Source organism: Pantoea sp. USMM079 (assembly GCF_037153115.1).
GTDB lineage: Bacteria > Pseudomonadota > Gammaproteobacteria > Enterobacterales > Enterobacteriaceae > Pantoea > Pantoea communis.
Window position 1 is genome coordinate 116803 of the sequence record NZ_JBBCKX010000002.1, and the last position, 11900, is coordinate 128702.

12 protein-coding genes are annotated in these 11900 nt (G+C 50.8%); 3 read left to right on the top strand and 9 right to left on the bottom strand.

The genetic code is table 11. The features are described 5' to 3' along the window. Positions 1–30: 30 nt before the first annotated feature. The 4 genes from ppk2 to WFP70_RS05045 form a co-directional block, all read right to left on the bottom strand. Complete coding sequence (gene ppk2, locus WFP70_RS05030; protein ID WP_337022814.1) at positions 31–939, bottom strand: polyphosphate kinase 2; 909 nt, start codon at positions 937–939, stop codon at positions 31–33. A 25-nt stretch (positions 940–964) separates the two neighbouring features. After that, positions 965–2584, bottom strand: a complete 1620-nt coding sequence (locus tag WFP70_RS05035; protein WP_337022815.1) for an inorganic phosphate transporter — start codon at positions 2582–2584, stop codon at positions 965–967. 360 nt (positions 2585–2944) lie between these two features. Continuing rightward, positions 2945–3325, bottom strand: coding sequence for a hypothetical protein (locus tag WFP70_RS05040; RefSeq protein ID WP_337022816.1), 381 nt, complete (start codon positions 3323–3325; stop codon positions 2945–2947). A gap of 38 nt (positions 3326–3363) precedes the next feature. Next, positions 3364–4383, bottom strand: a complete 1020-nt coding sequence (locus tag WFP70_RS05045; protein ID WP_034822592.1) for a LacI family DNA-binding transcriptional regulator — start codon at positions 4381–4383, stop codon at positions 3364–3366. A gap of 423 nt (positions 4384–4806) precedes the next feature. Here WFP70_RS05045 and WFP70_RS05050 point away from each other — a divergent pair, with 423 nt between their 5' ends. The 3 genes from WFP70_RS05050 to WFP70_RS05060 are packed head-to-tail and all read left to right on the top strand — an operon-like array spanning position 4807 to position 8633. Further along, the gene (locus tag WFP70_RS05050) at positions 4807–5526 is read left to right on the top strand and encodes a gluconate 2-dehydrogenase subunit 3 family protein (protein WP_337022817.1); all 720 of its coding nucleotides are present in this window, start codon (positions 4807–4809) and stop codon (positions 5524–5526) included. 22 nt (positions 5527–5548) lie between these two features. Beyond that, complete coding sequence (locus tag WFP70_RS05055; RefSeq protein ID WP_034822602.1) at positions 5549–7321, top strand: GMC family oxidoreductase; 1773 nt, start codon at positions 5549–5551, stop codon at positions 7319–7321. A 1-nt stretch (position 7322) separates the two neighbouring features. After that, positions 7323–8633, top strand: coding sequence for a c-type cytochrome (locus WFP70_RS05060; protein ID WP_337022818.1), 1311 nt, complete (start codon positions 7323–7325; stop codon positions 8631–8633). A gap of 221 nt (positions 8634–8854) precedes the next feature. Here the strand turns inward: WFP70_RS05060 and WFP70_RS05065 are convergent, their stop codons facing one another. The 5 genes from WFP70_RS05065 to WFP70_RS05085 form a co-directional block, all read right to left on the bottom strand. Next, a complete protein-coding gene (locus WFP70_RS05065) occupies positions 8855–9679 on the bottom strand; it encodes a cytochrome c oxidase assembly protein (protein WP_337022819.1) in 825 nt (274 codons plus the stop codon). Between the two features lie 2 nt (positions 9680–9681). After that, positions 9682–10143 carry a DUF2243 domain-containing protein gene (locus WFP70_RS05070; RefSeq protein ID WP_337022820.1) on the bottom strand — a complete coding sequence of 154 codons (462 nt, stop codon included), beginning with the start codon at positions 10141–10143 and terminating at the stop codon, positions 9682–9684. A gap of 93 nt (positions 10144–10236) precedes the next feature. After that, positions 10237–10470, bottom strand: coding sequence for a putative cation transport regulator ChaB (gene chaB, locus WFP70_RS05075; RefSeq protein ID WP_337022821.1), 234 nt, complete (start codon positions 10468–10470; stop codon positions 10237–10239). 419 nt (positions 10471–10889) lie between these two features. Continuing rightward, on the bottom strand, positions 10890–11102 hold the full coding sequence (locus WFP70_RS05080; protein WP_337022822.1) for a hypothetical protein: 213 nt from the start codon (positions 11100–11102) through the stop codon (positions 10890–10892). 261 nt (positions 11103–11363) lie between these two features. Continuing rightward, entirely contained in the window at positions 11364–11654 is a 291-nt protein-coding gene (locus tag WFP70_RS05085; protein ID WP_337022823.1) for a hypothetical protein, read from the bottom strand. Positions 11655–11900 lie beyond the last annotated feature (246 nt).

Consider the following 11900-nt stretch of genomic DNA (forward strand, 5'->3'; position numbering starts at 1 on the left):
CTGATATTCATCGACTGGTCAAAGTATAGTTCAGTAGCTATCAGGCACGATCATACTCTCAGGCACCGGATGACGGGCATAATTTTCATGATGAATGCGGGAAGGTAATGAAATCTGCTCGCCTTCTGCGGCTTCATACGGCACCTGTTGCAGCAGGTGAGAAATACAGTTCAGCCGAGCCTTCTTCTTATCAACGCCTTGCACCACCCACCATGGCGCCTCAGAAATATTGGTGCGCTCCAGCATCATCTCTTTGGCGGCGGTGTAATCCTCCCAGCGGCGGCGGCTTTCCAGATCCATCGGACTCAGCTTCCACTGCTTCAGTGGATCATGAATGCGGCTAAGGAAGCGCATTTCCTGCTCTTCATCGGTGATGGAGATCCAATATTTCACGATCTGAATGCCGCTGCGCACCAGCATGCGTTCAAACTCTGGCGTGCTGTGGAAGAACTCTTCGTACTCCGCATCGCTGCAAAATCCCATCACCTTTTCGACGCCCGCGCGGTTGTACCAGCTACGGTCGAACAAGACGATCTCGCCCGCTGACGGCAGATGAGAGACGTAACGTTGAAAATACCACTGCGTGCGCTCACGTTCATTTGGCGCGGGCAGTGCCGCCACGCGGCAATAGCGGGGGTTGAGTCGCTGCATGATACGTTTAATCACGCCGCCTTTGCCTGCCGCATCGCGGCCTTCAAAAATCACCACCAGACGATGGCCGGTGCGGATCACCCAGTTTTGCAGCTTCACTAATTCGCCCTGAAGATGCAGCAGCTCCATAAAATAGCGGCGACGCCACGCCATCTCTTGCGGATCGTTATTGGCCGCCAGACCAAAATCCGTTAACTCCATCTTCAGCGATTCGTCATAGCTGTCATAGAATTCCTGTAAAAAGCGCGCATCAAACATATTGTTGTTATTTATTTCGTGTGCAGACATCGTCTTATCCCTGTCGAAGCGAGCGTTACAGTGAAGTCATGATCCAGTAGAGGGCGGCAGAGAGCAGCGCGGCGGCAGGCAAGGTGAGCACCCAGGCCAGTACCATATTGCGCAGCGTGCCGAACTGTAAGCCGCTGCGATTGGCGGCCATGGTGCCCGCAATCCCGGAAGAGAGCACGTGCGTGGTTGATACCGGCAGACCAAACGCATCCGCTGCGCCAATGGTGCCCATCGCCACCATCTGCGCACTGATGCCTTGCGCATAGTTAAGCTGGCTTTTGCCGATCTTCTCACCCAGCGTGGTGACAATGCGGCGCCAGCCCACCATGGTGCCTAATCCCAAAGCCAGTGCCACCGCGACTTTGACCCAGGTCGGGATAAATTGCGTTGCACTGTTCAGCGCGGTTTTCAGCGCCTGCAGATTTTGCTGGGTGGCAGATGGCAAAATCAGCGAGTGATCGGCTTGCAGACGTTTGATGGTTTCAGCTGCCAGATACATCTCATTACGCACGGCAGGTTTCTGATCGGCGGGGATTGTCTGCAACGCGCCATATTGCTTCAGCGTGGCGCCGATGTTGCCACTGACCTGAGCCAGCGCGGCGACCACCGTCGTATAGCGTTGGCCAGTGCGCAGATAAGTCGCTAATACATCATCAGGCTGAGCAGGAGTGGGTGTGTTGCTGAACTGCAGCAATTGTGACTGGCTGCTTTCGGTCAGTGTGATCAGATGTGGAATATCGGACTGGGGCACGGAACGATTGAGAGAGTAGGTTACGGGCAGGGCAGCCACCAGAATCAGCATCATCATCCCCATGCCTTTTTGGCCATCATTCGAGCCATGTGCAAAAGAGACGCCAGTGCAGGACAGCACCATCAAACCGCGAATCCACATCGGCGGCGCACCTTCATCTTTGCTGGTGGCATACAACTCAGGTTTTTTCACCACGCGCTTCATCAACACCAGCAACAGAGCAGCACAGACGAAGCCGACAATCGGTGACAGGATCAGCGCATTACCGATGTTTAATGCCTGTCCCCAGTTTACGCCGCTCATGGCGCTACGCCCGTGCATCACGGCATTGGCGATGCCCACGCCAATAATGGAACCAATTAAGGTGTGCGATGAGGAGGCGGGCAGGCCCAACCACCAGGTGGCGAGGTTCCAGATAATCGCCGAGAACAGCAGGGCGTAGATCATCACAAAGCTTTCGCTGCTGCCGGTTTGCATAATGAGTTCAATTGGCAACAGGGAGATGATGCCGAAAGCCACCGCGCCAGAAGAGCATAAAACACCAAGGAAATTGAAAATTCCTGACCACACCACCGCCACGGTCGGAGAGAGTGAGCGGGTATAAATGACGGTAGCCACGGCGTTGGCCGTGTCGTGGAAACCATTAACGAACTCGAAACCCAATGCCGCTAACAAGGCAAATCCCAAGAGCATCAGCGGTAGCACACTGCTAAAGGTGACCCCGGTTTGTTGGATATCACCAATTAATTGCGTTCCCGCAAAGAGAATGCCGGCGAGTAAAACCATGCCGAACAGGAAAAGCGGTTTCTTACTGTTTTTTGCAGGGAGTTGAATCGCGGAAGACAACGGTGAAGCGGCAACGTGTAAAGTCTGAGGCGTAACGTAATCACTCATTAGTGAAAATTTCCTATAGATCGCTAAAGCAGCATAAGCACAACGATATGTGCGGCTAACATATAGAAAATTTATGAAAGTTTTATGACAGAACTGTCAAAATTTAGTCATATAAATGAAATTTTTGGGATGCAATAAAATCGATATTTGTTTTTTTATAATTAAAAACAATTGGTTATGTGATTCTTTCGCAGTGGCGGATTCGCCAGTTTGAGTTTTATTTCTGCCATAAATTTGTCACATTTTGGTTTGACTGATTACTATAGATTACATTTTCAGCAGGAGACCATTACCGTGCTATTGAGATCTAAGGTTGAAGACCCTGCGTTAATGTTGGCGTTAACTTATAGAACCAGAGGACTATTTGTGGCGTCTTTTCAACTCATCAAACAACCATTCTTTGCTGATGGGGCCGGAACTTAACTTCTGAATCATGGCATTATCGGCATAGTTAAGTAGCCATTCTCCGAGTTCCGCCATGCCCGCTTCATAAGAGCCGTGCACCTCAACAAACTTTTCCGACAAAATCAGTAGCTCCATGCGCAGCGCGTTACTGCGGGTCATGAACTCCAGATAGCCTTCGCGATCGGTTTCATAATCGGGGATCTTCGACAGCACAATGACCTCTTCTTCCTGAATGGTGGCCTGCCAGTGTAAACCGCTCTGTCCTTTATGTGCAGAATAATCATGCTGAACATGTGAATATTTAATTGTTGCGGTTCGCTTATCTTGCTTTCGCATTAGCCTCTTATTTTGTGGGGTAAAGCTGTACCTACTGACTAATCCAGATTCTCCGCCGTCACAATGCGCAGTTCAACGCGGCCGTCCTGATACAGATCGGGTTCGAAGCCCTGTTCCAGATGCCGTATCAGCAGGTCAGTAGCCAGCACGGCATGCTGGCGAGCATTTTGATCCAGCGTGTAGGAGAGCGCGCCACTTTGCAGCAGATCTTTCGTCACATCATACAATTCGTGGGTGATGTAGCAGCAGCGGCCCAGCAACTGGTGTTGCTGCAATACAGCACTGATATCGCTGTTGTTGTCGCCAGAGTTATATAAACCGACCACATTACTTGATTGCTGTAACGTGTGATTTAACAGCGTTCGGATTTTGTGCCGTTCATCTTCCCCCGCCAATACTTCACGCAACTGTAGCCAGGGCGCGCGTTGAGTGATGGCATCACGAAATCCTGAAATACGTTGAATATGCGCGCTGAAATCAAAACGCCCGCTAACCATGATCACGTCACCCTTGTGGGGCATGGTCTGGCTCATTAATAAGCCTGCGGTACGCCCAGCCTGATATTGATTTATTCCAACATGGCAGAATCGATGTGAATTGGGTAAGTCTGAAACCAGCGAAACCACCGGGACACCTTTATCTTTACACCAGGATAAGGCTTCATGAATAACAGGATAGTCATGCCCATAAACAATAATACCGTCGCGCAACTCACCGCTTTTTTTTATCTTTTCCGCCAGTTTTTCCGGTGGATTTTCCGTCACCAGTGTACGAAATAATTTTATTTTACGATAACCCAGTCGATCGGCAATGTTGGCAAATTCATCGGCTAGCTGCTGAAAAAACCAGGTGCCATTACTGCTGAGGAAAACTTCAATCTGCCAGGGATGCTGCGTGTCATCCGGCAGTAAACGCTGTAACCCAGCCTGACGCGCGGCGCGCAGCACTTTGCGTACCGTTTCCGGACGAACCCCGCCACGCTCATTCAGCACCCGGTCAACCGTGGCGATCCCAACCCCGGCCAGTTCAGCCACTTTAATCAGGGTGAGTTTTTTCATTTGTTTCTGAGCCCCAGTAAATTTCATGTTCACTATTTCAACTACGCAGAGTGCGCATCAGGTCACAGCCTGGCGTCTATTTTCGCCGTATTATGCGCAACGTTTCGTGACTGGCAAGATGTTAAATGTTGCGAGACGAAACCACACTCTACATCGTCCAGTCCGGCTTATTAAAAACTTCAATGATGGGAAACCATCAACAAAAACCTTTCAAAGCGCAGGGGGAGTCATTACTCTTTGCTGCGTTGTTAATATTTAATTAATTACGTGATTTGAATGTAAAAACTTACCTCAGTATTTATCTAATAAAAGCCCACCGGGCAGCGTCATTATTTATCCAATAAACCTTATTTATATGGCTCAATGCCAGGCACAAATACGTCTGTTATTTGACCTGGTTTGCAATGTGAAAGCAGGGAAAACATGAAACGCAGAGAATTTCTCACTTCCATCACCGCATTGGGAGTGGCTTCCACGATCCCGACATTGGCGCAGGCCGATGAGGTGAAGGGTGGCCAGCCCTGGGAACCCGGCAAAATCCAAACGCCGACCGCACCGCCGAGAAAAGGGGGGCGGCAATATCTCACTCAGCATGAATTTGACACGGTAGGTGCCATCGCTGAGCGATTTATCCCCGCCGATGAAACCAGTCTCAGTGGCAAAGAGGCAGGGTGCGCCATCTTTATCGACCGCCAACTCGCGGGTGATTACGGCAACGCAGTGGCGATCTATCGCCTTGGCAAATTCGTGAAGGGCACGCCAGAGCAGGGACCGCAATCCTCGCTCACTCCGGCGCAACGTTATCGCTTAGGGATTGCCGCACTGGATAAGGCTATCCAGCAGCAGTTCGGCAAAAACTTCCTCGCACTGAGTGGCGATCAGCAGGATCAGGTTCTGACGGCGATGGAAAATAATCGCCTCGATCTGGGGGAAGAGGTCGAAACCAAAGTGTTCTTTGAACTGTTGCTGCAGAACGTGCGTGAGGGCTTCCTGTCTGACCCGATTTATGGGGGGAACAAAGACATGACCAGCTGGAAAATGATTGGCTTCCCTGGCGCTCGCTACGACTTCCGCGATCTGCTGCCGAAAAAAGGACAGAAGCTCAACATCATTCCTACCAGCCTGATTGATAACACCCTTTAATTTGTTTGCTGAGCAATAAACTATGAATAACGTCCGTCCAAAAGCTGATGTCGCCATCGTCGGCCTGGGGTGGTGCGGCTCTTTGATCGCCGAAGAGCTGACCCGCGCAGGTCTGAATGTCGTTGCCATTGAACGTGGCCCGTGGTTTGAAACCGCGACAGATTTTCCCCCCTCGGTCGATACCGATGAACTGCGTTGGGATACGCGCCGCAGTATGCTGCTGCCGCCCGCCGTCGAAACCACCACTTTCCGTAATAACACCACGCAAACGGCTCTGCCAACTCGTGAGTGGAACCTGAATGAGCTGGGTTACAACGTGGGAGGCTCGGGCACCCACTGGGCTGGGATGGCATGGCGTTTTACGCCGTTCGATTTCGAGCCTTACAGCCAGACCGTAAAGCGTTATGGAAAACAGCAGATTGCCAAAGGGGTGATTCTGCAAGACTGGGGAGTGACTTACGACGAGCTGGAACCGTTTTACGATCGCTTTGAAAAGATCGCCGGTGTGTCAGGCAAGGCCGGTAAGCTGAACGGCGAAGTCATTGAAGGCGGCAACCCTTACGAGGGCAATCGCTCAAGCGAATACCCTTTGCCAGCGCTGGAGAGTATGCGTCTAACGGATATTTTTGCCGAAGGCGCGAAGAAGATCGGCTTGAAACCCTTCATGGTTCCCGCTGGCCAGGCGTCACGCGCTTATGTTAACCCACTGGGTGTGCGCATGGGGCCTTGCACCTATTGCGGCTACTGCCTGTATTACGGCTGCGGTAACTTCTCAAAATCCAGCCCTAACGCCTGTGTCATCCCAGCGTTAATGCAACGTGAGAACTTCACGGTGTTAACGGACTCTGCAGTGGTTCGCGTCAATAAAGCGGAAGACGGTAAAACCGCCACCGGCGTGACCTATCTTGATAAGAACAAAAAAGAGTGGGTACAGCCCGCAGATATCGTGATCTTATCCGCCTTCCAGATGCAAAACGTCCGTCTGCTGCTGCTCTCCAAAATTGGGGTGCCTTACAACCCGGTGACCAAAACCGGCGTGGTAGGGCGTGCCTACAGCTTCCAGACGGTATCGGGTGCAGCGATCCACTTCAAAGATGAAAATCTGAATCAGTATATCGGTGCCGGAGCCCTTTCTTCGCAGGTGGACGACTGGAACGGCGATAACTTTGACCATACCGGTCTGGGCTTTATCGGTGGCGCAGGGATTCTGGTCGTGGCGCGTGGCGCGCGTCCTATCGGCAACGCCGATGCACTGCCGCCGGGCTCGCCACGCTGGGGTAAAGAGTGGAAGAAGGCTTATACCCACGCGTTCCAGAACACCACCTTCATTTTCGGCCAGGGCACCAGCTTCTCACACGAAGATTACTATCTTGACCTTGATCCTGAGTACAAGGATGACAACGGCAATCCTCTGCTGCGCGTCACCTTCGACTACAACGATAACGATCGCCGTTCAGCGAAATTTATCGAAGAGAAAAGCGTCGAGATCGGTAAAGCCATGGGCGCGGAAATCGTCATCGGCACCAACTCTGCTTCGGGGGCTTACTCGCCGTATAACTTTGCCAGCGACCACACCATTGGCGGTGCGGTGATGGGCAACGATCCGAAAACGTCGGTGCTCAACCGTTATCAGCAGTGTTGGGATGCGCACAACGTGTTTGTGCTGGGGGCATCTTCCTTCCCAAACAACGCGGGTTATAACCCAACAGGCACCATTGGCGCGCTGAGTCTGTGGACGGCGAAAGCCATTATTGAACAGTACCTGAAAAACCCAGGTCCGTTGGTGAAGGTGTGAGATGAAGAAAACCAAACTCATTGCGGGCGTAGCGGTGATTGCTGCGGCTGTGGCAGCGGGCATGCTGTGGATGAACGGCGATACCTCCGCGGATGATGTCGCCAGCAACAACGTACTCACCAGCCAACCGCCAACGGCGGCAGACAGTGACGCGATTGAACGCGGACGTTATGTGGCGATTGCCAGTGACTGCACGGCTTGTCATACCATGCCAGAAAGCAAACTGCCGCTGGCCGGGGGCTACTCCATCAGCACGCCGTTTGGCGGTATTTATGCCAGCAACATCACGCCGGATAGCGAAACCGGTATCGGTAGCTGGACGGAGCGTGATTTCTTCCGCGCAGTCCGTCACGGTAAGGGCAAAGAAGGGGAGCACCTTTATCCTGCGATGCCCTACAACGCTTATGTGAAGCTGACGGATCAGGACATGCACGACCTGTGGATGTACCTGCGCTCGGTTAAGCCAATTCACTATCAGGTGCCGGAAACCAACCTGGGCTTCCCGTATAACATTCGTCTGGCGATGATGGGCTGGAACCTGCTGTTTTTCCGCAACGCAGGTTTCCAGCCAGACAGCAGTAAAAGTGCTGAATGGAACCGAGGTGCTTATTTGGTGGAAGGTCCAGAACACTGTGCCGCCTGCCACACGGCTAAGAATCTGATTGGCGGTGACAGCAGTGATTATCTGCAAGGCGGTAATCTGGGTGAATGGCATGCCCCCGACATCACACCGAACCCGCACACCGGTATCGGAAGTTGGTCTGAGCAGCAGGTGGTGGATTACCTCAAGCTCGGCAGTAACCATGTGGCGGTCGCTTCAGGCCCGATGGCGGAAGCTGTGACTAACTCCACGCAGCATCTAACCGACGCTGATTTGCGCGCAATTGCGGCGTATCTCAAGCAAGTGCCTGCATCGACCACAACGTTGCCGCAACCGTTGTCGATGGACAATGCGCAAATGAAGATGGGTGAAAATATCTATTCAGCCAACTGCACTGCCTGCCATAACAGCGACGGCAAAGGGATTCCCAACCTCGCGGCGAGCCTGGCGAATAACCCTGGCCTGTTAGCGGATGATGCTTCTTCCATCATCACTACGGTGCTGCAAGGGGGACGCGGCGCGGTCACGGCAGGCAACCCAACTAGCGGTGCGATGCCTTCGTTTGCCTGGAAGCTTTCGGACGAACAGGTGGCAGCCGTGGCAACCTACCTGCGTAACAGCTGGGGAAATGCGGCAAAACCAGTGACCTCGGATGAGGTGGCAGACAAGCGAGCCCTGCTGCGCCTGCCTCCGCAGATGGCCGCGCATTAATCAGGTGTGAGTTACAGGCCGTCCGCAAGGGCGGCCTGAATCCTTTCCCCAAAACTCCCACTAAACTCTTCCTAAAAATGAACCTTTACTGAAGACCTCTTCATTTAGAGCTAAATTGGGTCTGATAAGAAGACTTGTAAGGCTATTTACTCATCTGCAGTTTCAATAATCCATAAAGCTTTTACCGACTGGTGGCCGTCACTAGAGCCTGGAATTAGTTATTACTCATTATCGCGGGCGCGATCATTTCTGATTGCCATAAACTCAGGCAATGCGCTGCGATGCCTGAACCAGCTCGCAAACAAACCAGTAATCAGCAAAAGTTCAGCTATATCACCACCGTAATACATCCACTGCGCTGCAAGTTGCACCTCAATCAGGCTGGCTGACATTCCATGAGGGTATTCGTAGCCGTACATCAGTTTACCCAGAACTGCATGCGCTGCGGTTGCCAGAAAAACGACGACGAGTCGCAATTCTCTTGAGGGGCGATGGGGTGCCGGGTCGGGTCCGGCTATGGACCAGGTAAAAAGGTAGCCAGAGAGAACGAAATGTATATGCACCAGAACAAACAGAACCGGATGGGACATACACAGACCAAATAATGGCGTCAGGTACAGCAGATACATTCCGCCGATATCTAGAAAGGCCGCAGTGATGGGATGAGTAAGTAGCCTGACGGGCGGTAAACGCATGAGATCCATGAACCGGCGGGCTACAGAACCAGGAAGACTTCGAACCAGTAAGGTACCCGGAGCACCGAACACCAGCCCTAATGGACCGAACATCCCCAGTAACAGGTGTTGAAGCATATGACCGCGCAGATCATGATGTGCCCATGACGCGATCGGTGGAAGCACGGCTATTACAATCAGCATTATGCCCAGACTGAAACTGGCCATGCGCCAGCCGCTCCATCCGGATAATCTTCGCCTTCGGCAGGCTAAAAAGGTATAGAGGCACAGAAGACAAATCGGAAATACGATGAACAACAAAATCAGCACAGTGGAATCCGTCGGCAAGCCATGATGGGTCATTTCATCCATGATCATCCCGCCGCGCTGTGTGAACGTCGGTACAGCAACCACCCGATAAGCAAGAGCATCAGTCCTGCTCCATTCCACACCAGGTCGTAGATAAACAAATTTTCCACATAGCGTATCTGATGAAGCCTAAGCAGCTTATGATCGATAATGCCGTCAAAAAGTTGAAAGCCTCCCAGGCCTGTGAAGAATCCGGACCATGCAGACAGTCTACACAGACTTTGGTAGCGGATAAGGTTGAACATCATGAAGGTGCCTGCCACAAAGGCGATGAGCTCGGCCGAATGCAGTAGCCCATCGGAAAACAGACTGAAAGCGGGAGAACCCCAGTCAAAGAAGTGATGCCAGGCAAACAGCTGATGAAATATGATCTCATCTATTGCAGCCATCACGCCGATTCCTAGCGGAACGGCGGAGAAGAAGGAACGTTTCAGGTCGCTATGATCAATATGTTTGATAAATGGCAAATCATTCTCCATGAAGGGGGATAATCTGTACCAAACCTTGACTAAAACCAGCAATCTCAAGGAATGATCAATACTTTACTCATTAGAATTTGATCAGGACTTCTTCTTATGCCATTTATCATCACTGCCTTTTTCGTACGTATGTTTGACTGCAGCCCAGGCCACTTTATGTGACACTTCTTCGCGGGAGCTGTCATCCTGGCGGTCCTTTTTATCCTTATACTCATCCCAGGCACTGTTAAAAGCTGCAAGATAAATATCCTGCGCATGAGCAGGGAGTACGTGCTTAACGCTGTCTGGCAGGGAATCTCGTGATTTATAGGGCATTGTTGGCCTCCTGTGATAAAGACTTAAGCCTGGTTCACTTGTGACAATTTTCAACTTTTACTTGAGTGTTTAAGGTTTATTAAGCAGAACCAGTAAGAGATATATTTTCATGGCCATTGGGTAATAAGAAAAACTGGACGCGAAGCCGTTAATGTAAGTGGTACGCACTACATACATTTAGTGATTAAAATTAAATAGTTAGCCACTCGCTACAGATGAATTGGGCATTATTATCCTTCAAATCATTTAACGGCGTACCTTCGCACGCCCAATCCAGTGATAAGTGCACACAGAGATGAGGCGAAAAAGCTGAATGTCATTAAGCTAATAAGCGAGACGTTAAATAACCGAATGATAATCAATTTAATCACACAGATATCAACTAAAATGAAAATGGCTTTTTCGTCCAAAGTTGACTATCAGTCTCCACTTCCTTTTCGCATCCAATAAAGGGCGTCATCAATAATGCGGGTAATCTTCGTAATTGTGCATTCGCGCTTTTTCTTTTCAAGCATGGCTATGATGCTATCCCGGTTGATATTCATGCTGCGTTCTACAAGCTCCAGCACCGCTTCGCCAATAATGCCAGTCACCAGAGGGGCTGAAGACAGGTCTGTGTATATTTTTTTCATTGGAACATCCCTTTATATGATGTGATCATCAGGGATTTATACTGATAAGACCTCTTACCTGCAATAAGAATCAGCTTGAAAAAGGAACAGGTGAAACCCGTTTGTCATAAAAACAAACAGGTATCGCTTAAAATCCATGAGCACGACGCAAGCTGATACGAGTTCATAGCTCCCCGAGGCAAGTCGCTCAGAGAGACATTGAACTATTAGCAAATTTTGAAAAGCGTTCACTTCCGATGTGCCTGAGATGACTACAGTCTCTCAGTTATAGGTAGATTGATCGGCCAGCAGCATCAGGGATTCCTGAAGAATTTTTCTGTCGATCTCTTCAGAGCAAAGCTCCAGCCTGACTGCCAGCATAAGCTGAACTTCAGGTATAGAGACAACCCCCCTTGTTTTGAGAACGGCCTGGCACATTGCGCCGATCGCCTCTACTGCACTGGTGAATTTCAGCCGTAACGTTAGCGGAACCTGATTTCCACACTCGGTTACAGGGAGTGTGGCCGGCTTGAAGTGTTTACTGCTGGCATTGATATCTTTGGATATGGCCATGTAATTCCTGACTACACAGAAGGCATGTCACTCGTCCGCTGTTAACATTGCGCTATTTTGGAATGTAAATGACAAATGTCGTGAGGTGTCCTTGCGAGCTATCGCACACCAGCGCTATCGAGCGCGCTTCATATGACTTAGAAGTAGTGGTGGAAGCTGCTTGGTCAGCTCGTGAGAGGTAAGTTGCACTCGCATCGATACGTGGGCAACAAGCCTGTTGAAGGTTAAGGTCTGGCTGTTTTTCAG

Bases quoted from the DNA above. Each gene is read 5' to 3' on its own strand.
- ppk2 (WP_337022814.1), bottom strand. From the start codon at position 939: ATGTCTGCACACGAAATAAATAACAACAATATGTTTGATGCGCGCTTT.
- WFP70_RS05035 (WP_337022815.1), bottom strand. From the start codon at position 2,584: ATGAGTGATTACGTTACGCCTCAGACTTTACACGTTGCCGCTTCACCG.
- WFP70_RS05040 (WP_337022816.1), bottom strand. From the start codon at position 3,325: ATGCGAAAGCAAGATAAGCGAACCGCAACAATTAAATATTCACATGTT.
- WFP70_RS05045 (WP_034822592.1), bottom strand. From the start codon at position 4,383: ATGAAAAAACTCACCCTGATTAAAGTGGCTGAACTGGCCGGGGTTGGG.
- WFP70_RS05050 (WP_337022817.1), top strand. From the start codon at position 4,807: ATGAAACGCAGAGAATTTCTCACTTCCATCACCGCATTGGGAGTGGCT.
- WFP70_RS05055 (WP_034822602.1), top strand. From the start codon at position 5,549: ATGAATAACGTCCGTCCAAAAGCTGATGTCGCCATCGTCGGCCTGGGG.
- WFP70_RS05060 (WP_337022818.1), top strand. From the start codon at position 7,323: ATGAAGAAAACCAAACTCATTGCGGGCGTAGCGGTGATTGCTGCGGCT.
- WFP70_RS05065 (WP_337022819.1), bottom strand. From the start codon at position 9,679: ATGGATGAAATGACCCATCATGGCTTGCCGACGGATTCCACTGTGCTG.
- chaB (WP_337022821.1), bottom strand. From the start codon at position 10,470: ATGCCCTATAAATCACGAGATTCCCTGCCAGACAGCGTTAAGCACGTA.
- WFP70_RS05080 (WP_337022822.1), bottom strand. From the start codon at position 11,102: ATGAAAAAAATATACACAGACCTGTCTTCAGCCCCTCTGGTGACTGGC.
- WFP70_RS05085 (WP_337022823.1), bottom strand. From the start codon at position 11,654: ATGGCCATATCCAAAGATATCAATGCCAGCAGTAAACACTTCAAGCCG.